The following is a 20187-nucleotide window of genomic DNA, read 5'->3' as shown; positions in this document are numbered from 1 at the left end:
ATCGATCGTCACTCGACGGGTTTCGCAATAATGATCTCAATGGGAAGCGGTATGTTGCCGGTCCGTTAGTGCGTATACCTCATCGGGGGTCCAGCTTGAACATTCGTAAATTTGTCGGTGCTACCAGTCGCGATGCTCTGCGTCTCGTGCGCGAAGCCTTGGGCCCGGATGCCGTCGTTTTGTCCAATCGCACGATGAACGACGGCAGCGTCGAAATCGTCGCCCTGGCCGACAGCGAGCTCGCCGCCATCACGCCGAAAGCGCCGCGCGGCAGCGCAGGCGCATCGCTGGCCTCGCCGATGAATGCCATGGCCGGACAACAACCCGCACTCGCCGCACCGCGCGCCAATCCGATGATGCAAGCGAATCCGTATGCGAGCGGCATGCCCGATGTGTTCTCGTCGGTGTTCGGCGCAAGCCCGGAAGCGGGCGCGGAGAACATGGCGCCGAACACGGTTAGCACGGTTCAGACCGCCAACGCTGCTTCAGGCTCAGCCGCGAAGTCCGCCACCGTCCCTGCCGCGCCGAAAGCCACGCTGCCGAACGCGCCCAGAGCAGCGCTGGCCGCGCCCGCTGCAGCATCGCTGCCGCAATCGGGCAGCACAGGGCAGCCCAGCGCCCGCGCTGCCGCGACGCGTCTCACCGAAGACATCCGCGCCGATCTGCTCAAAGCCGCCGGCGTGCCGGCCGCGTTCGACGCTGAAGCTCAGGCGCCGCGCACGATGGCCGAATCGAATCCGTGGCTGATCGACCATGCTCGCCGGATTGCCGCCGAACAGCAGCAGCAGCAGGGCGCGTACAGCGCGCGCCCCGCAGCGATGACACCCGCTGCCGCCATGGCCAAGGGCCTCGGCGCCGCCGTGGAACCCGCCGCTCAAGAAACCTCACAGGCCTCGCAACAGGCCGCTGCCCGACCGGCCGCGCCGCAAGTCACCGATACGCCCGAGTGGGCTCGCGAAGCCGCGCAACTCGCCGCGCGCCGCACAGCTCAGAAAGTGGCACCGTCGCTGCCTGCCGGCGACGACACCCGCACGCCCGCTTCGGTCGCCGAAGCGATCAAGGCGCGGATGGAGCAGGTCGTCAACGACACCGTCATGAGCGAGCTGTCGTCGATGCGCGGGATGATGGAAGAGCACTTCGCCGGCCTGCTGTGGGGCGATCGCCAGCGCCGCAGCCCGGCGCGCGCCGCGCTCACCAAGCACCTGTTCGCCGCCGGCTTTTCTGCGCAACTCGTGCAGATGATGGTCGACAACCTGCCCGAGGACGTCGACAACATGGATGGCGGCATGGAGTGGGTGCGTTCGGTGCTCGAATCGAATCTGCCGGTGATGGAAGACGAAGACGCGCTGATGGAGCGCGGCGGCGTGTTCGCGCTGATGGGCCCGACGGGCGTCGGCAAGACCACGACGACCGCCAAGCTTGCCGCGCGCTGCGTGATGCGCTTCGGCGCCAGCAAGGTGGCGCTCCTCACCACCGACAGCTACCGGATCGGCGGCCACGAACAACTGCGCATCTTCGGCAAGATTCTCGGCGTGTCCGTTCACGCGGTGAAAGACGGCGGCGATCTGCAACTCGCGCTCTCCGAATTGCGCAACAAGCACATCGTGCTGATCGACACGATCGGCATGAGCCAGCGCGATCGTCTGGTCTCCGACCAGATCGCGATGCTGTGCCGCGCCGGTCAGCCGGTGCAACGTCTGCTGCTGCTCAACGCGACGAGCCACGGCGATACGCTGAACGAAGTCGTGCAGGCCTATCAGCGCGCGCCGGATCAACAGCCGCTCGCCGGCTGCATCCTGACCAAGCTCGACGAAGCCACCAATCTGGGCGGCGTGCTCGATACGGTGATCCGCTACAAGTTGCCCGTGCACTACGTGTCGACCGGTCAGAAGGTGCCGGAAAACCTGTACGTCGCAACGAAGAAATTCCTGATCAAGAGCACGTTCTGCATTCCGCGCGACAACTCCCCGTTCGTGCCGCACGACGACGACATTCCAGCGTTGCTGTCCGCGCTGTCGGCGCGTTCAACGGCCGACCTGCACGAGGTCCGCTTTGGATAAGTTCATCTCCGATCAGGCAGAAGGACTGCGGCGGCTGTTGGCCCGTAGCGGCTCGCGCGTGATTGCGGTGACAGGCGGCTCGGCCAGCGTCGGCTGTACCACGACGGTCGTGAACCTCGCTGCGGCGCTCGCGCAGCAGGGCAAGGACGTGCTGGTGATCGACGAGTGCCTCGGCGAGAAATCGGTGAGCGCGATGCTCGGCGGCGTGCGCGGCGCAGGCAATTTTGCGGCGGTGATGCGCGGCGAGATGACGCTCGACGATGCCGCCGCGCGCCACGCGCTGGGCTTCTCCGTGCTGGCTGCTTCGCCCGACAACCGCGAGGGCCGCACGGCCGCGCAATTCGACGTGCTGCTGCGCGGTTCCGCCGACATCGTGCTGATCGACGCGCAACTCGACGAGCACGGCCACCTGTCGCCTCTCGCAATCCAGGCGCACGACCTGATGATCGTGACCCGGGTGGCCGCGCAAGCGATCACCGAGGCGTACGCGTGCATGAAGCGTCTGCACTACGCGCACGCCACCGCGCAGTTCCGCGTGCTGGTGAACCATGTACAGAGCGTGGACGACGCGCATACCGCCTTTGTCAATCTGGCCGGCGTGGCCGGACGCTACCTGACGGTGGCGCTGGAAGACGCCGGTTGCATTGCCGCCGATGCGCGGATGGCGCGAGCTCTGGAGTTGTCGCGGTGTGTCGTCGATGCGTTTCCATCGACACCGGCCGCGCGCGACTTCCGGCACCTTGCCGCCGAATTGCAGTACTGGCCGATGCGGCCAGCGATGTCGTCGCAAGCGCCGTGGATGGCGCCTGCGACAGTTACAGCGGCGCAACACGCCGACCAACCGTCCGCGCAGCACGCCTGAGAGGCGGCACAAGGACAAGGGGAGCACGATGTATAACGCTCAGGGAAAGATTTCCCAAGCCGACGTTCTGACGAAGTACGCGCCGCTCGTGCGTCGCCTCGGCTTGCAGCTCGTTGCCAAGATGCCGGCAAGCGTCGATCTCGACGACCTGATCCAGGCCGGCATGATCGGACTGCTGGACGCGGCGAGCCGCTACAAGGAAGACCAGGGCGCGCAGTTCGAGACTTATGCCAGCCAGCGGATTCGCGGCGCGATGCTCGACGAGTTGCGCAGCAACGACTGGTTGCCGCGCAGCTTGCGGCGCACGTCGCGCGAAGTCGAGTCCGCCGTGCACAAGGTCGAACAGAATCTGGGCCGCTCGGCGAGCGAAACGGAAATTGCCGAGCATCTGCAAATGCCGCTCGACGAGTACCAGTCGATGCTCCAGGATCTGCACGGCAGCCAGTTGATCTACTACGAAGACTTCGACCGTTCCGCGGACGACGAACCGTTTCTCGACCGATATTGCGTCGATCATTCGGACCCGCTGTCGGCGCTGCTCGACGACAGCCTGCGCTCGGCGCTGGTCGAGGCGATCGACCGCTTGCCGGAACGCGAGAAGCTGCTGATGTCGCTGTACTACGAACGCGGCATGAATCTGCGCGAAATCGGCGCGGTGATGGAAGTCAGCGAATCGCGGGTGTGCCAGTTGCACAGCCAGGCCGTGGCGCGCTTGCGCACACGTCTGCGCGAAATGGCCTGGGCCAACGCCGAGGCGACTTGAGGGGCGATGGACGGCTGACCGGCGGAGTGCGAAACGTCCACCTTCTCTTCTCTTTTACGCGTCTGCCATCTCATGTTCCGCGGCCAGCGCGAGAAACGCCGAACGCGACATGCCGCGCGCCTGGGCATAAGCGTCGATATCGTGAACCAGCGCTTCAGGCAGTGAGATATTGATGCGCACCGCTTTCTTCAACGCCGGAATATTCCGCGTTGTGACGAACCCCCACGTGAAACCCGCATAGTCCGGATTGCGCCGATGCTCGTCTAGCGTCAGCCGTTCGGGAATCGGCAACCCTTCGTCGAGCAGCGTATCCAGATGCGCCTCGATTGCTTCCTTTGCGCTCGCATAGGCTTCTTCCAGCGAATCGCCCGCCGAATGGCAACCCGGAATGTCGGGAACGACCACGCCGAACGCTTGATGTGTGTCACCGGGCTCGATCGCGATCGGGAAAATCAGGTTCTTCATTTCAGGCCTGCCTGTTTCAAGATGCTGTTCAGTGTGCCGGGCGGAAGGTCCTTCTTTGGATGCGGGATGGTCACGAGACCGGCTTTTACCGCGTGCCGGAAATGATGGTGGCTGCCCGATGTGCGGACCAACCGCCAACCATCCGCTTGAATCACTTTGACGACCTCGGCACTGTTCATACTGCACTCCTCGTATCATACACACGATTACACAACCTCGCTAGTGGGTAACGTTCCACCTGACTCGCCTGAGGCAGCCTTGAAAGCTGCACGTGACGGTGGATGGGCTCAGTGGGGGAAGCCGTGATTTCAACGTGGCGGGGGATTTCGCGCTACCTGGCCAGATGGCCAACGCGCGCTGGCGGCAGGCGTGAACGCCAGTTGCGGGAACGGGAAAACGAAAAGGGCTCGTCAAAGACGAGCCCTTTTGTTCAATGCAATCTACTCAGCCGGGTTAGCGCGCGGAGCGCGCTGTTTCAGTGAAATCTTCAGGCTGCGGAACGCGCGGGAATCCGGCCATCCGGACCGTAGAAACCGGTCTTTTGCGGCACGGCCACCTGCAGCGCCGTCAGCGCGCGCTGGTTGTAGTCCATCCGCACGCGGATCAGTTCACCGTTACTCGTATTGAAGCGCCGCGCACGCTCGGCGGCTTTTTGCAGCAGCGCCCATTGCGCGGCCAGCCGCGCATCCGCACTGGCCGCGAGCTCCATGCCGGGCCAGCCGGACGGGAAGCCCATTTCCGCGAGCAGCGTGTCACGGGTGGTCTCGAGCCTGGCGAGCACGCCGATCAGTTCGGTTTTCTTCTCGACGATCGGCGGCAGCAGTTCCAGCGGCGACAAGGCGGTCAGTGCCTTGGTCTCGAGCGTCAGAATCGAGGCGAACGCCTCGACGGCCGAATATTCTTCGATGAGGGTGGCAAGCAGGGCGTCTTTCATCTCAACAACTCGCTGAACACAGCGGCTCGCGCGTGATTCGCGAGCCGGGTTTGTCGAATGCCGCCCGGCAATTCACCGTACTTCGATGCGTCGATTAGTTGCCGGTCGACGAGGTTTTGCTTTGCAACAGTTCGCGCGCGGTATTCAGCACGCCGTCGGCGATCTTGCTCGAATCGATCTTCAGCGAGCCGTCCTTGATGGCCGCCTTGATCGACTCGACGTGCGCCGTGTCGATGTCGGCCGAACCGGACGCCGCGAGGCTGCGCAAATGCTGCGACAGACCCGACAGGTTGACGCTGGCGTCGCCCGAACCGCTGGCGGTGGTGGTCTGCGAGGTCGTGCCCGCACTCTGCGCGTTGGTGTTCGCGGTCGCCGCGTCGCTTTGCTGCGAGCGGGACAGGGCGTCTTTCAACGTCGGCAGATTCGAATTGGTTGTGGAATCGACTTTCACGATTGGCTTCCTGAACGATTTGATCCTGATAACGGCAACCGCTGATCAAAACTTTAGCGCAATCGCTCCAGGTTTTACCTTTCCTTTCAAGCCGATCCGGCCCCACGACGGGGTCGGCATCCTCTGCGTCAACCATGCCGGCTGTCGCGTCTGGATTCATGCCGGCGAGTGGCCGGCCGGGTTCGCCGCCGGGCCGCTTCACAACTGGATCTCCACCGTCGAACCATCCTTGACGATGCCGGAGATGATCTGGCCGTTGGCCGTCTTCACTCGCACCTGCTGGCCTGGCGACGCGTTGTTCATCGCGCTGCCTTCGGCGGAAATCGAGAAACCGTCTCCAGCTGCGACGACCCGCACCGTCTGTCCGATCGACACCGCCGACGCGCTTTTCAGCATGTCGCGGCGCAGCGGCATGCCGCCCGCGATCCGCACGAGCGACACCGAGCCGACCGCCTGCGACGGGTCCGTGACGATCGCTTGCGGCAAACCGGTCAAGTCGCCGTCGCGTGCGACGAGGTCGGCGGCCGTGAACACTTCGCCCGGCGCCATGGCGCGGGCGGCCAGATAGTAGGTGGCGCGCAGCGAAATGCGCGCTTGCAGATAGATGGTCCACGGCCGTTCGCCGGCGCAGCGCACGCCGACGGTCATGCGGCCCCACAGGCGCGCGCCGCTGGGCATGAAGGGTTCGAGCATCGTGCAGGCCGCGAGCCCGCGCGGAAACGCCGGCGCGACCGTGATGTCGACCTTGCCGGGCAAGCCCGCCGATTGTTGCTGCAGGAAGGCGAGCGCCGCACTGCGGATCGCCTCGGCGTCTTGCTGGCCAGCCAGCGGGACGGGTTGCGCCGTTGCTGCGGGCCGCAGATTCTGTTGCGCGACAGCCGGCGCCACCTGCCGCATCGCCGGCGTGCGGGCGATGGTGGCAGGCGGTGCCGGCATGGGTGCGGGCGTCGGCGCGGCCGCTGCCGTGGCCACAACGGGTTTGCCGTTCGCGCCGAGTTGCGGCGGCTCGCCGCGCGAAGCAAGACTGTCGAAGCCGCCGGCTGTGGGCGTGCTCGCCGCGACGCCGCCAGGCGCATTGGCGACGACGGACTGCACGCCGGCAGCTTGCCGCCCGGCATTGAGCGACGGCGCCGGAGTCATCACGACCGGCACGATCTGACGCGAGGCCGGCGCCACATTGACGCGAGCCGTTCCGGCCGCCGGCGTAGTTGCAGCCGCCGTCGCATTGGCGCTTCCCGGCGCGGGAATGGTCACGACCCCGTTCGCGTCGGGTTTGATACTGGTGCGGATCATCTGCGGCGCGGCCGGCGGCTCGTCCGCGCCCGGAATGACGATCGAGCCGCTCGCATTGGCGGCGCGGGTGAATCGATCGGCGTCGCGTGCGACCGGCCCCGGCGTCAGCGACTGTGCGGTCGCGGCGGCGAGCGTTGCCGCGGAACCCGTGCGCTTCGCGGGCGTTGCCTGCATCTGGGCGGCCAGATCGTTGAGCGCGGCCGGATTCTTTTCGCCCGGGCCGGGAATCACGATCGGACCGCTGGCGTCCTGAGCCTGCTGAGCCTGGGTCGTGGCCGGCAGCAGCACGATGCCGCCGGCGACCCATACCGCCAGGTTCACGATGAGGCGCGTCAGGAGACGGGACGCACAGCGCGAAGCACGACGCACCGCGCCCGCACCCACGCGATGCGCCGCCGCGCTGCTGGCGCGGTGCGTCGGATCGAAGGTGGGTTGGTCCATCGTGTTACTCCATCGAATGCATCGGTACGCCTTGCATTCTAGTGAGCGCCCTCGTTGCGCAAACGTTGAATAGAAGCCCCCTTTCCCGGTTATTCGTCCGATTGCCACTTGCGTTCGGCCCATAAGATGCACTTCATGCAAAAAGGTCTTCCCGGCCGACGCAATCCTCGCGCGAGGCACAGCGCGGCACAAACGGGAAGCCTCGGGAACGTTCTCCGGAGATTTCTATGCTGGACAAACTCGATGCCGAATTCGCCTTTGGCCGCCAGGCGCTCGATGTGCGCGCTTACCGGCAGGAGCTGCTGTCGTCGAATATCGCCAACGCCGATACCCCCGGGTACAAGGCGCGCGACGTCGACTTCGCTTCGTCGCTGGCCGGCGCGCTGAAGAAGACCGGCGGCGGTGCGGGCACGGGCGCCTCGAACAACTCGACGCTCGCCATGACGCAGCCCGCAGGGGTGACGAGCGGCATGTCGATGGTGTCGACCGCGCCGGGCCACATGTCCGGCAAGGCGACGCTGACGCCGACCGGCGGTACGCCTGACGACTACGGCAATTTGCAGTACCGCATTCCGACGCAACCCGCGCTCGACGGCAACACGGTCGACATCGATGCGGAACGGGTGCAGTTCGCGGACAACACCTTGCACTTCGAATCGGGCATGACGGTGCTGTCGAGCCAGATCAAGACGATGCTGTCGGCGATCACGTCAGGCTCGTAATAACCGGTGCCGAGGAAAGACACAGCAGTGGGTAGGAACAAAGCGCTACGGGAATTAACTTGAAGCCGGATCGAACCGTGCAACTGCGTTGCATGGGACCGGAGTAAGCGCTAAAGCGCTAACTCCGATCGACAGCGTTGCATGGGATCGGAGTAAGCGCTAAAGCGCTAACTCCGATCGACAGGAGAGGGAAGGAAATATGCCATCTTTGATGAACATTTTTGGTGTTGCAGGCTCCGCGATGTCGGCGCAGTCGCAGCGGCTCAACGTGACGGCGTCGAATCTCGCCAACGCGGACAGCACGACCGGCCCGGACGGCCTGCCGTACAAGGCCAAGCAGGTGGTGTTCGCCGTCAGCCCGATCGGTGGCGCACGCACGGGCTCCGGTCAGCAGATCGGCGGCGTGCAGGTCACCGGCGTGGTCGACGACCCGTCGCCGATGAAGACCGCCTACGACCCTGGCAACCCGGCGGCCAACTCGGACGGTTACGTCACGCTGCCCAACGTCGACCCGGTGCAGGAAATGGTCAACATGATCTCGGCCTCGCGCTCGTACCAGGCCAACGTCGAGACCCTGAACACCGCCAAGACACTGATGTTGAAAACGCTCACGATCGGAACCTGAGGAGAATTCCTTGACCACCAACACCACCATCGGCAGCAGCGGCACGACCGTGTCGCAAACACTGCTCGATACCATGAACGGCACGAGCAGCGCCTCGAGCGCGAGCAGCTCTACCAGCTCGACCGGCAGCACCTCGGGCACCTCGGCGACCGATCTGCAGAACACCTTCCTGCAACTGCTCGTCGCGCAGCTGAAGAATCAGGATCCGACCAATCCGATGGACAGCTCGCAGATGACCTCGCAGCTGGCGCAGATCAACACGGTCTCGGGTATCAGCCAGCTGAACACGACGCTCAGCTCGCTCGCCACGCAGATGTCGGCAGGCCAGCAGTCGCAAGCCGCGCTGTTGATCGGTTCGACCGTGCTCGCCCCGGGCAGCTCGGTGACGGTCGCGAGCGGCAAGGCCAGCTCGTTTGGCGTGCAGCTCGCCAACTCGGTGAACGATCTGCAGGTGGTCGTGAAGAACTCCGCGGGCACGATCGTCAACACGATCGACCTTGGCAAGCAGTCGGCCGGCACGATTCCGGTGGGCTGGACGCCGACCGATTCGGCCGGCAACACGCTGCCCGACGGCACCTACTCGATCAGCGCGGTCGGCACGATCAACGGCCAGCAGGCGACGGCCACGACGCTCGCGGGCGCGACGGTGCAAAGCGTCGTCATGCAGAGCAGCGGTACGCCGGGCCTCGTGCTGTCGAACGGCTCGACCGTGGGGCTGACCAGCGTCGCCGCCATCCTCTGATTCAGATTCAGTCAGTTCCGACTTTCCAGATACGGAGACCGTCATGGGTTACCAACAAGGTTTGAGTGGTTTGTCAGCGTCGTCGAGCGACCTCGACGTGATCGGCAACAACATCGCCAACGCGAATACGGTTGGCTTCAAGAGCGGTGCGGCGCAATTCGCCGACATGTACGCCAATTCGGTGGCGACCGCGGTGGGCAACCAGGTCGGCATCGGCACCAAGCTTTCCGAAGTGCAGCAGCAGTTCTCGCAAGGCACGATCACGAGCACGAACCAGGCGCTCGACGTCGCGATCAACGGCAACGGCTTCTTCCAGCTGTCGAATAACGGCTCGCTGGTGTACTCGCGCAACGGCGTGTTCCAGCTCGACAAGAACGGCAACATCACCAACGCGCAAGGCCTGCAACTGATGGGCTACGCCGCGAACAGCGCGGGCGTCATCAACACCGCGCAAACCGTGCCGCTCAGCGTGCCGACCGCGAACATCGCGCCGCAAGCCACCACCAAGATCGTCGCCGGTCTGAACCTGAACGCGCAGGACCCGCTGATGCTCGGCACGCCGGCCGTGACGGCCGGCGCCACCAACAGCGGCACGCTCACCACCACCGGCGCGACCATCACGAACACCGCGTCGGGCACGAACAACGACAACTACACCGTCAACTTCACGAGCCCGACCACCTACACGGTGACCGACAGCACGCTCGGCACGACGACCGCGTCTGCCACCTACACGGCCGGCACGGCGATCTCGCTCGGCAACGGCGAGAGCATCACGTTCACCGGCACGCCGGCGACCGGCGACAGCTACGCGATCGCGCCGACCCCGGTCGCGTTCAACCAGAACAGCTCGTCGACGTACAACTACTCGACCAGCACGACGGTCTACGATTCGCTCGGCGGCTCGCAGACGGTCAACATGTACTTCGCCAAGACGTCGGCCGGTACGTGGAACGTGTACGCAGGCACGTCGACCGGTACGGCCAGCCTGGTCGGCCACGCGAACTTCAACTCGTCGGGCACGCTGCTCGGCACGACCGACGCGAGCGGCACCGCCACCACCACGCCCTATGTGTTCAACTTCAGCATTCCGACCACCGACGGTTCGTCGACGCCGCAGAACCTGACGCTGAACATCGCCGGCACGACGCAGTACGGCGGCAAGGACGGCGTGAACTCGCTGCAGCCCGACGGCTACGCAGCCGGCACGCTGACGAGCTTCACGATCGGCTCCGACGGCACGCTGACCGGCAACTACTCGAACCAGCAGACTGCGGCGCTCGGCCAGGTCGTGCTCGCGAACTTCTCGAACCAGAACGGCCTCGTGAATCTCGGCAACAACGAGTTCCAGCAGACCTCGCAATCGGGTGTCGCGCAGATCTCCACGCCGGGCTCGACCAACCACGGCGTGCTGCAGGGCGGCGCGGTGGAAAACTCGAACGTCGATCTGACGAGCGAACTGGTGAACCTGATCACCGCGCAGCGCAACTATCAGGCAAACGCGCAGACGATCAAGACGCAACAGACCGTCGACCAGACCCTGATCAACCTGTAAGCGACCGGGACTAACCCATCATGGATCGGCTGATCTACACCGCGATGTCGGGCAGCACGCAAGCGCTCGAACAGCAGGCTATCGTTGCCAACAACCTGGCGAACGCCTCGACCACCGGCTTTCGCGCGCAGCTCGCGACTTTCCGCGCCGTGCCGATGGCGTTCGGCGACGGCAGTTCGATCAACGACGACACCACGCGCACCTTCGTGCTGTCGTCGACGCCGGGCGCCGACTACACGCCGGGGCCGATCCAGCAGACGGGCAACCCGCTTGACGTGGCGATTCAGGGTCCGGGCTGGCTGGCGGTGCAAACCGCCGACGGCAACGAGGCTTATACGCGCGCCGGGAATCTGCACGTCGACGAGAACGGCCAACTGGTGAACGCCATGAACCAGACCGTGCTCGGCAACGGCGGCCCGGTATCGGTGCCGCCGGGTGCGGAAATCACCATCGGCAAGGACGGCACGGTGTCCGCGCTGACGCCGGGCGATCCGCCGACCGCGGTGGTGACCGTCGATCAGCTGAAGCTGGTGAATCCGAATCCGCAAACCATGACGCGCGGCGACGACGGCCTCTTTCGCACCGCCGACGGCAATGCCGCCGACGCCGATCCGACCGTCACGCTGGCGCCGGCTTCGCTCGAAGGCAGCAACGTGAATCCGGTCAGCGCGATGGTTGCGATGATCACCAACGCCCGCCAGTTCCAGATGCAAACCAAGCTGCTGGAAAACGCGGACAAGAACGACCAGTCTGCCAATCAGCTGCTCAGCTTTAGTTAACGGGTTGCTCCGGGTTCGTCCGGGCACAGCAACCGTGTTGCATGGGATAGGAGAAGAATTGTGAATCGCTCGCTCTACATCGCCGCTACCGGCATGAACGCGCAACAGGCGCAGATGGACGTGATTTCGAACAACCTCGCGAACGTCAGCACCAACGGCTTCAAGGGCTCGCGCGCGGTGTTCGAGGATCTGCTGTACCAGACCGTCCGCCAGCCGGGCGCGAACTCGACGCAAAACACCGAACTGCCGTCCGGCATCCAGCTGGGCACCGGTGTGCAACAGGTCGCGACCGAACGCCTCTACACGCAGGGCAACCTGCAACAGACCGGCAACTCGAAAGACGTCGCCATCAACGGTCAGGGCTTTTTTCAGGTGCAGATGCCCGACGGCACGACCGCCTACACGCGTGACGGTTCGTTCCAGACCAACGCGCAGGGCCAGCTCGTCACGTCGAGCGGCTATCAGGTGCTTCCGGCGATCACGATTCCGAACAACGCGACCTCGTTGACCATCGGCAGCGACGGTGTGGTGTCGATCACCGTCGCTGGTTCGACCAACAGCCAGCAGCTCGGCTCGATGCAGCTCGCCACCTTCATCAACCCGACCGGTCTGGATGCGAAGGGTGAAAACCTGTTCGCGGAAACGGCTTCGTCGGGCGCGCCGAACGTCGCGCAACCGGGCCTGAACGGCGCCGGTACGCTCAATCAGGGCTACGTGGAAGCATCGAACGTGAACGTGGTGCAGGAACTGGTGAACATGATCCAGACGCAGCGCGCTTACGAAATCAACAGCAAGGCCGTGACGACTTCCGACCAGATGCTGCAGACCCTCAGCCAGATGCAGGTTTGAGGGATCAGGAATTAACGGGCGGTAATCCAGATGTCGCACTTCACTCGTATTCCGGTTCATTCGCGCACCGCGCAGGCGCTCGTGCAGCTCACGCTGCTCGCGGCGCTGGGTGGCTGCGGCCTCGTGCCGAAGCAGCCGATCACCCAGCAGCCGATGACGGCTGTGCCGCCGATGCCGCCGCAAGCGCAGTCGCCCGGCTCGATCTTCAACCCGGGTTATGCGGGCCGGCCGCTGTTCGAAGATCAGCGGCCGCGCAATGTGGGCGACATCCTGACGATCGTGATCCAGGAAAACGTCAACGCCACGAAGTCGTCGGGCGCCAATGCGAATCGTTCGGGCACCACGGCCTTCAGCGTGCCGACCGCGGGCTTCCTCGGCGGCCTGTTCGGCAAGGCCAACCTGGCTGCGAGCGGCAGCAACGCGTTCCAGGGCACCGGCGGCGCGAATGCGTCGAATACCTTCAACGGCACGATCACCGTGACGGTGACGGGCGTGCTGCCGAACGGCAACCTGATGGTGAGCGGCGAAAAGCAGATGCTGATCAACCAGGGCGATGAATTCGTGCGTTTCTCCGGCGTGGTGAACCCGAACACGATCTCCAACCTGAACGCCGTCTACTCGACTCAGGTAGCCGACGCGAAGATCGAGTACTCCGCGAAGGGCTATCTCAACGAAGCCGAAAACATGGGCTGGTTGCAGCGGTTCTTCCTCAACGTGTCGCCGTGGTGATCATGCGTACCGTCTTCTCTCGCTCCGGCCACCTCAACCGCTTCACGCGACTCGTTCAGCTCGGCCGCGCCGCGGCGCTGCTCGCGCTCGCCTGCGCCGCCTTGCCAATGGCGACGCCCGCACACGCCGAACGTCTGAAGGATCTCGTGCAGATCCAGGGCGTGCGTGACAACCCGCTGATCGGCTACGGCCTCGTCGTCGGTCTCGACGGCACGGGCGACCAGACCACGCAGACGCCGTTCACCACGCAGACGCTCGCCAACATGCTGGCGAACCTCGGCATCTCGATCAACAACCAGGCGGCGGGCTCGACCAACCAGCAGTCGTCGCTGTCGAGCGTCCAGTTGAAGAACGTTGCCGCCGTGATGGTGACGGCGGTGCTGCCGCCGTTCGCGCGTCCCGGTGAAGCAATCGACGTGACGGTGTCCTCGCTCGGCAACGCCAAGAGCCTGCGTGGCGGCACGCTGCTGCTCACGCCGCTCAAGGGCGCCGACGGCCAGGTGTATGCGCTCAGCCAGGGCAACCTGGCAGTGGGCGGCGCCGGCGCGAGCGCGAACGGCAGCAAGGTGCAGGTGAATACGCTGGCCGCGGGCCGCATCGCCGGCGGCGCGATCGTCGAACGCGCGGTGCCGACCTCGGTGTCGCAAGCGGGCACGATGCAGCTCGACCTCAACGAAATGGATTACGACACCACGCAGCGCGTCGTGGCAGCGGTGAACAATGCGTTCGGCAGCGGCACGGCCACGGCGCTCGACGGCCGCACGATTCAACTGCGCGCGCCGTCCGATCCGGAGCAGCAGGTCGCCTTCATGGCGCAATTGCAGAACCTCGACGTCAAGCCGGCGCAAGCCGCCGCGAAGGTGATCCTGAACGCACGCACCGGCTCGATCGTGATGAACCAGATGGTCACGCTGCAAAGCTGCGCGGTGGCGCACGGCAATCTCTCGGTGGTGATCAATACGCAGCCGGTGGTCAGTCAGCCGGGTCCGTTCTCGAACGGCCAGACAGTGACGGCCAAGCAGTCGCAGATTCAATTGAAGCAGGACAACGGTGCACTGAAGATGGTGACCGCCGGCGCCAACCTCGCCGATGTGGTGAAGGCGCTCAACGCACTGGGTGCGACACCCGCGGATCTGATGTCGATCCTGCAGGCCATGAAAGCGGCGGGCTCTTTGCGCGCCGACCTGGAAATCATCTAAGGAAGACAACAGATGAATTCGGATACGACCAATTCCGCCAATGCGGCGAACGACCTGACTCAGCGCTTCGCGCTCGACGTGCAGGGTTTCGGCAAGCTGAGCGCGCAGGCCAAGGCGTCGCCGCAAGCCGGCATGAAGATGGCCGCGCAGCAGTTCGACGCGGTGTTTACGCAGATGATGCTGAAGAGCATGCGCGATGCGACGCCGCAGGATGGTCCGTTCGATTCGCACGACAGCGCCACCTTCACGTCGATGATGGATCAGCAATTGTCGCAACAGCTGTCGCAGAAGGGCATCGGTGTCGCTGACGCGATGCTCAAGCAGATGATGCGCAATCAGGGCATGCAGGTGGGCGGCGCGAATGGCGCAGGCGGCGCGAGCGGCGGCCTCGCCGGCATGGCCAACGCGCTGGGTGGCGGCAGCGGCGGCGACGAAGGCCAGACCGCGGCGCTGAACGCGCTCGCCAAGGCTTACGGCAACGCGCAGGCCAATGGCCAGCTGGCGATGGGCAAGGGCTACTCGGCCAACAGCGCGCTGACGCCGCCGATCAAAGGCGACGGCAGCTCGCCGAAGGTCGACGCTTTCGTCGACAAGCTCGCGGAGCCGGCGCAAGCCGCCAGCGCGGCAACCGGCATTCCGGCGCGCTTCATCATCGGCCAGGCCGCGCTCGAATCGGGCTGGGGCAAGAGCGAGATCAGGAAATCGGACGGCTCGACCAGCCACAACGTGTTCGGCATCAAGGCGTCCAAGGATTGGACCGGCAAGACTGTCTCGACCGTTACGACCGAATATGTGAACGGCAAGCCGCAGCGCACCGTCGAAAAATTCCGGGCGTACGACTCGTATCAGGAAGCGATGACCGACTACGCGAACCTGCTCAAGGGCAATCCGCGTTATGCGCAGGTGATCAATTCCGCGCATGACGTGAATGGCTTTGCCACCGGTATGCAGCGCGCGGGTTATGCGACCGACCCGCATTACGCGAAAAAGCTGATGTCCATCATGCAGAAAATGGGCTGACCTGCCGTTAATGCCGGTGTGCGATCGCACTCGACTGCACAGCCGACCGGTTTATGCAGTCCGATTTTCTCGAATAAAGTATGCACGCGACGGGGCCAGGTGCATAACAAGACGGACGAGGCCGGCCGCCTACGGGCGGCCGGTCCACCCGCATAACCGGCGTGATTGCCGCCGGTATGCGACGCACGCGGATTCCACGACTGGAATATCGGCGTTTAACGTTTGCGGCAAATATTTCATTACCGGCCCCTAAATTTTGGCCGAATGCTGCCGCTAATCAGTTAGACCCGATACCGGAAAGCGTTGTAATGTCCGGTTGAATGCGCGTGCTGCGGCTTCGATGAAGACCGCGTGAAAGCCCCGGCAGGAGCCTTGGCACGCGCCCGCAAGAACAAGCATACCGGCAAGCCCATGGATACTACCCAGTCGCACGGTCAGACCGACGCACCCGGCCAGTCGCACGCCACGCTAGACGAAAGCGCACCCGATTTCGGCCGTCGCAATCCGCTGGAAATTGGCGTTCAGTTACGCAACCTCGTCAATCGAGGCGATTTCCTTACCGTTGAATATGCGGGCGGTCAGCTCGTCACGCGCCTGCTCGAAGTCGACGTGCGCGGGCGCACCTTCACTTTCGACTGGGGCGCGCTCTCCGAACAGAACAGAGGGTTATTGAGTGCGCCGCGCTGCCAGTTCCACGCGTCGCCTGACGGCGTGCGCGTCGAGTTCTCCACCGGCACGCCGCGCGAAACACGCTACGAAGGACTGCCCGCATTCGAGTCCGATTTCCCCGAGGTGTTGTTCTACGTGCAGCGCCGCGAGTATTTCCGCGTCGATGCGCCGATTCTCGATCCGTACATGTGCAGCGGCCGTTTGCCCGAAGGCGATACGTTCCGCTTCGAAGTGCACGATCTGTCGCTCGGCGGGGTTGGCATGCGCACCGCGGATGAACGCGTGGCCGAATTGCCGATGGGCACGCGCCTGTACGATTGCGAACTGTCGCTCGGCGCGCTCGGCCGGCTTTCACTCGATCTGCAACTGGTCTCGCACCGCTCCACCGCGTTGCCGAACGGCACGCAGCGCTATCAACTCGGCTTCCGTTTTCTGACGCTGCCGGGCAGCGCCGAAAACACGCTGCAACGCCTGATTACCCAACTCGAAATGAAGCGCCGTTCGCTGGTGCGCTGAACGACGAAAAAGCCTTGCTGCACGCGCCTCGCAAACGTTGAAACAAACGTCGAACAAGCATCGGAATGGCCCTCAATTTTTCCTCGCGGGGGCCGTTAAACAAGATGTTCAAGTAACGCGGCGGCAAGCGGTCGGTGTCGCCCTTCAGGATGACGCATGTCGAGCAACCTCATCAATCTCGGACTCAGTGGACTGAACGCAGCCCAGTGGGGACTCACGACGACCGGCCAGAACATCAGCAACGCGTCGACGCCGGGCTACACGATCGAAACGCCGGTCTACGCCGAAACCGGCGGCCAGTACACAGGTTCCGGCTATCTGCCGCAGGGCGTCTCGACCGTCACCGTGACGCGCCAGTACAGCCAGTACCTGACCACTGAGCTGAACAACGCACAGTCGTCGGGCAGCTCGCTGTCGGCGTACAACACTATGATCTCGCAGCTGAACAATCTGATCGGCAGCCCGACCGCCGGCATTGCGAGCGCGATCACCAGCTATTTCACCGGTTTGCAGAATGTCTCGAACAACGCCTCCAGTCTGGCCACTCGTCAGACGGCGGTAAGCGGCGCGCAGACACTCGTGAATCAGATCAATGCCGCGGGTCAGCAATACGACTCGCTGCGCGAGAGCGTCAACACACAGCTCTCCAACACGGTTTCGCAGATCAATAGCTACACGCAGCAGATTGCCCAGCTGAACGGGCAGATCTCCGCGGCGAGTTCGCAAGGTCAGCCGCCGAACCAGCTGATGGATCAGCGCGATCAGGCTGTGTCGAACCTGTCGCAACTGATCGGCGTGAATGTCGTGAACAGCAACGGCAGCTACAGCGTGTTCATGAGCAACGGCCAGCCGCTCGTGTCGTCCACCAACAGCTACAACCTGGGCACGGCGCCTTCGACGGGCGACACCAGCGAACTGTCGGTGCAGTATCTCGGCCAGGCCGGCGCGAACCCGGCCGCCGCGCCGCAAGACCTGCCGGACAGCAAAGTCACGGGCGGCACGCTCGGCGGCCTGCTCTCGTTCCGCAGCCAGACGCTCGATCCGGCCGAAGCGCAACTCGGCGCGATCGCGGTGAGCTTCGCTTCGCAGGTCAACGCGCAGAACAGCCTCGGCATCACGCTCGCCGGCGCCCAGGGCGGCGCGCTGTTCTCGGTGGGCAGCCCGACCGTCTACGCGAATACGCAGAACACCGGCAACGCATCGCTGAGCGTCTCGTTCGCGAATGCCGCGCAGCCGACCACCGGCGATTACACGCTTGCCTATAACGGCACCACCTACACGCTGACCGACAATTCGAGCGGCGCCGTGGTGGGCTCGGCAACCAATCTGAGCCAGCCGATCAACGGCCTGAATTTCTCGACCACCGGCACGATGAACGCCGGCGATTCGTTCACCGTCGAACCGACCCGTGGCGCGCTGAACAGCTTCAACACCGCGACCTCGGATCCGTCGGCGATCGCTGCTGCGGCACCGGTACTCGGCGCCGCAACGGCGAGCAATACCGGCACGGCCACGATCACGCAAGGCACGGTGACGGCCGGCTACACGATGCCGAACGCCACCACCACGCTGTCGTACAACGGCACCGGCCTGACCGGCTTCCCGGCGAACTCGACCGTGACGGTGACGGCCGGCACGCCGCCGACCACCACCACGTACAACACCACCACGACGCCCGTCATCCCGTACTCGGCGACCAACGGCGCGACGCTGACGATCAATAACGCGACGGCCGGCAGTATGAACGGCGTGACGGTGACGATCAGCGGCGCACCGGCTAACGGCGACACCTTCACCATCGGCCCGAACACCGGCGCGAACAACGACGGCCGCAACGCGCTGGCGTTGTCGAACCTGTCCACGGCGAAGGCATTGGACGGCGGCACGGTCACGCTGACGGGCGCGTATGCGAACTACGTCAACCAGGTCGGCAACCAGACCAACCAGATTCAGACCTCGAGCACGGCACAGACCTCGCTGGTGACGCAGATCACCACTGCGCAGCAGTCGGTTTCGGGCGTGAACATCAACGAAGAAGCAGCCAACCTGCTTCAGTATCAGCAGCTCTATCAGGCGAACAGCAAGGTCATCCAGACTGCGCAGACCCTGTTCCAGACGATACTCGGCATCTTCCAGTGAGGCGTTGAACATGCGCATCTCCAGTACGCAGTATTTCAATATGAACGTGGCGACGATGAGCGATCAGCAAGCTCAGTTGTCGCAGTTGTATCAAGAGATCTCGAGCGGCGTGAGTCTCTCCACGCCGTCGGACAATCCGCTCGGCGCGGCGCAGGCGGTGCTGTTGAGCTCGACGGCGACGACTCTGTCGCAGTACACGACCAATCAGACTGCGGCGCTCGCTTCGCTGCAACAGGAAGACTCGACGCTCGGCAGCGTCAACACGGTGTTGCAGAGCATTCACACGCTCGTGCTGCGCGCCGGCGATGGTTCGCTGAACGACGGCGACCGCGGCTCGATCGCGACGCAATTGCAGAGCTTGCGCAGCCAGTTGATGACGCTCGCCAATTCGACCGACCCGCAGGGCAACGCTCTGTTCGGCGGATATCAAAGCACCGCGCAGCCGTACACCACGAACTCGGCCGGCGTCGTGACCTATTCGGGCGATACCGGCACGCCCAGCATGCAGATCACCTCCTCGCACACCATCCAGACCGGTGACAACGGGATCGCGATCTTCGGCAGCGTGGCTGCGATTGGAACCAGTTCGGTGCCGGCCGCGACGACCGGCAATACGGGCACCGGCGTGATCAGCACCGTCAGTTTGACGAACCCGACCAATCCGGCCAATGCGGATACGTACAGTATCAACTTCACGTCGGCGACCACCTACACGGTGACCCAGACTACTCCGGCCGGGGCGGCGACCACGGGTACGTCGCAACCCTTCACGGCCGGCTCGGCGATCACGCTCGGCGGCCAGACGGTGAACATCACCGGCGCGCCGAATGCGGGCGACAGCTTCACGGTGACCCCTGCCACGCAAGGCAGTACGGATGTGTTCGCCAACCTGAGCCAGTTGATCACCACGCTGCAAACGCCGGTGTCGGGCGGCGCCTCGACGGCCAGTTTCCAGAGCGCGCTGAACACCAGCATGACCCAGCTCGAAAACACGATGAACAACGTCGTGACCGCGCAGGCGGCGGTGGGTGGCCGCGAGCAGGAAGTGCAGGCGTTGCAGACGGTCACGCAGACCAACACATTGCAGACGTCGAGCAATCTCGCGGATCTGACCCAGACCGACATGGCCAAGACGATCGGCCAGTACACGATGACGCAAAATGCGCTGCAGGCGGCGCAGCAGGCGTTTGTGAAGATTCAAAGTGTTTCGCTGTTCCAGTACCTGAACTAGGCGGGTGACTAGTCTGAAGCAAGGAAGGGCGGAAGCCGGTGTGAGCCGGTTCCGCCCTTCCTCGTTTTTGGGGGGCGATGCGTGACCAAGGGAAGTGAGCGATGCACGCGCAATGCGTGGGGGCATACTCTCTGCCTCTTCCG

20 protein-coding genes are annotated in these 20187 nt (G+C 64.3%); 15 read left to right on the top strand and 5 right to left on the bottom strand.

Going from position 1 to position 20187, the window contains the following annotated elements; translation table 11 throughout:
* The first annotated feature begins 95 nt into the window (after window positions 1–95).
* Genes flhF through DSC91_RS25055 form a run of 3 tightly spaced genes read left to right on the top strand, consistent with a single transcriptional unit; the run spans window position 96 to window position 3685 of the window.
* The gene (gene flhF / locus DSC91_RS25065) at window positions 96–2060 is read left to right on the top strand and encodes a flagellar biosynthesis GTPase FlhF (protein ID WP_115781331.1); all 1965 of its coding nucleotides are present in this window, start codon (window positions 96–98) and stop codon (window positions 2058–2060) included.
* The gene (locus DSC91_RS25060) at window positions 2053–2922 is read left to right on the top strand and encodes a nucleotide-binding protein (RefSeq protein WP_115781330.1); all 870 of its coding nucleotides are present in this window, start codon (window positions 2053–2055) and stop codon (window positions 2920–2922) included. Before flhF ends, DSC91_RS25060 begins: the two co-directional genes overlap by 8 nt.
* A gap of 28 nt (window positions 2923–2950) precedes the next feature.
* The gene (locus tag DSC91_RS25055; RefSeq protein WP_115781329.1) at window positions 2951–3685 is read left to right on the top strand and encodes an RNA polymerase sigma factor FliA; all 735 of its coding nucleotides are present in this window, start codon (window positions 2951–2953) and stop codon (window positions 3683–3685) included.
* Window positions 3686–3739: 54 nt separating this feature from the next.
* Here DSC91_RS25055 and DSC91_RS25050 read toward each other — a convergent pair whose 3' ends face one another.
* The 5 genes from DSC91_RS25050 to flgA all read right to left on the bottom strand — a co-directional run bounded on the left by DSC91_RS25050 (window position 3740) and on the right by flgA (window position 7269).
* Window positions 3740–4150, bottom strand: coding sequence for a type II toxin-antitoxin system HicB family antitoxin (locus DSC91_RS25050; protein ID WP_115781328.1), 411 nt, complete (start codon window positions 4148–4150; stop codon window positions 3740–3742).
* Window positions 4147–4329, bottom strand: coding sequence for a type II toxin-antitoxin system HicA family toxin (locus DSC91_RS25045; RefSeq protein ID WP_115781327.1), 183 nt, complete (start codon window positions 4327–4329; stop codon window positions 4147–4149). Before DSC91_RS25045 ends, DSC91_RS25050 begins: the two co-directional genes overlap by 4 nt.
* A gap of 308 nt (window positions 4330–4637) precedes the next feature.
* Window positions 4638–5084: a flagella synthesis protein FlgN gene (locus DSC91_RS25040; RefSeq protein ID WP_115781326.1), complete on the bottom strand. Its 447-nt coding sequence runs from the start codon at window positions 5082–5084 to the stop codon at window positions 4638–4640.
* A 94-nt stretch (window positions 5085–5178) separates the two neighbouring features.
* Entirely contained in the window at window positions 5179–5535 is a 357-nt protein-coding gene (flgM, locus tag DSC91_RS25035; RefSeq protein ID WP_115781325.1) for a flagellar biosynthesis anti-sigma factor FlgM, read from the bottom strand.
* 198 nt (window positions 5536–5733) lie between these two features.
* Window positions 5734–7269, bottom strand: a complete 1536-nt coding sequence (flgA, locus tag DSC91_RS25030) for a flagellar basal body P-ring formation chaperone FlgA (RefSeq protein WP_115781324.1) — start codon at window positions 7267–7269, stop codon at window positions 5734–5736.
* 227 nt (window positions 7270–7496) lie between these two features.
* On the opposite strand from flgA, the gene flgB reads away from it, so the two are divergent.
* The 12 genes from flgB (at window position 7497) to flgL (ending at window position 20044) form a co-directional block, all read left to right on the top strand.
* Window positions 7497–7991 (top strand): flagellar basal body rod protein FlgB, encoded by a 495-nt coding sequence (flgB, locus tag DSC91_RS25025; protein WP_115781323.1) that lies wholly within the window; start codon window positions 7497–7499, stop codon window positions 7989–7991.
* Between the two features lie 199 nt (window positions 7992–8190).
* Window positions 8191–8616: a flagellar basal body rod protein FlgC gene (gene flgC / locus DSC91_RS25020; protein WP_115781322.1), complete on the top strand. Its 426-nt coding sequence runs from the start codon at window positions 8191–8193 to the stop codon at window positions 8614–8616.
* A gap of 10 nt (window positions 8617–8626) precedes the next feature.
* Window positions 8627–9358, top strand: coding sequence for a flagellar hook assembly protein FlgD (locus tag DSC91_RS25015; RefSeq protein ID WP_115781321.1), 732 nt, complete (start codon window positions 8627–8629; stop codon window positions 9356–9358).
* Between the two features lie 43 nt (window positions 9359–9401).
* The gene (locus DSC91_RS25010) at window positions 9402–10913 is read left to right on the top strand and encodes a flagellar hook protein FlgE (protein WP_115781320.1); all 1512 of its coding nucleotides are present in this window, start codon (window positions 9402–9404) and stop codon (window positions 10911–10913) included.
* A 20-nt stretch (window positions 10914–10933) separates the two neighbouring features.
* A complete protein-coding gene (flgF, locus tag DSC91_RS25005) occupies window positions 10934–11692 on the top strand; it encodes a flagellar basal-body rod protein FlgF (RefSeq protein WP_115781319.1) in 759 nt (252 codons plus the stop codon).
* A gap of 60 nt (window positions 11693–11752) precedes the next feature.
* The gene (flgG, locus tag DSC91_RS25000) at window positions 11753–12541 is read left to right on the top strand and encodes a flagellar basal-body rod protein FlgG (protein ID WP_115781318.1); all 789 of its coding nucleotides are present in this window, start codon (window positions 11753–11755) and stop codon (window positions 12539–12541) included.
* A 30-nt stretch (window positions 12542–12571) separates the two neighbouring features.
* A complete protein-coding gene (flgH, locus tag DSC91_RS24995; protein WP_115781317.1) occupies window positions 12572–13270 on the top strand; it encodes a flagellar basal body L-ring protein FlgH in 699 nt (232 codons plus the stop codon).
* 2 nt (window positions 13271–13272) lie between these two features.
* Window positions 13273–14469 (top strand): flagellar basal body P-ring protein FlgI, encoded by a 1197-nt coding sequence (locus DSC91_RS24990; protein ID WP_175171944.1) that lies wholly within the window; start codon window positions 13273–13275, stop codon window positions 14467–14469.
* Between the two features lie 12 nt (window positions 14470–14481).
* Window positions 14482–15489, top strand: a complete 1008-nt coding sequence (flgJ, locus tag DSC91_RS24985) for a flagellar assembly peptidoglycan hydrolase FlgJ (RefSeq protein WP_115781316.1) — start codon at window positions 14482–14484, stop codon at window positions 15487–15489.
* Window positions 15490–15900: 411 nt separating this feature from the next.
* Window positions 15901–16674 carry a flagellar brake protein gene (locus tag DSC91_RS24980; RefSeq protein ID WP_115783490.1) on the top strand — a complete coding sequence of 258 codons (774 nt, stop codon included), beginning with the start codon at window positions 15901–15903 and terminating at the stop codon, window positions 16672–16674.
* A gap of 156 nt (window positions 16675–16830) precedes the next feature.
* Entirely contained in the window at window positions 16831–18813 is a 1983-nt protein-coding gene (flgK, locus tag DSC91_RS24975) for a flagellar hook-associated protein FlgK (RefSeq protein ID WP_115781315.1), read from the top strand.
* A 10-nt stretch (window positions 18814–18823) separates the two neighbouring features.
* Window positions 18824–20044, top strand: a complete 1221-nt coding sequence (flgL, locus tag DSC91_RS24970; RefSeq protein WP_115781314.1) for a flagellar hook-associated protein FlgL — start codon at window positions 18824–18826, stop codon at window positions 20042–20044.
* Window positions 20045–20187 lie beyond the last annotated feature (143 nt).

Source organism: Paraburkholderia caffeinilytica, from assembly GCF_003368325.1.
Classification (GTDB): domain Bacteria; phylum Pseudomonadota; class Gammaproteobacteria; order Burkholderiales; family Burkholderiaceae; genus Paraburkholderia; species Paraburkholderia caffeinilytica.
Note: the sequence above shows the minus strand (reverse complement) of the source record. Positions and strands in the feature narration are given on the sequence as shown.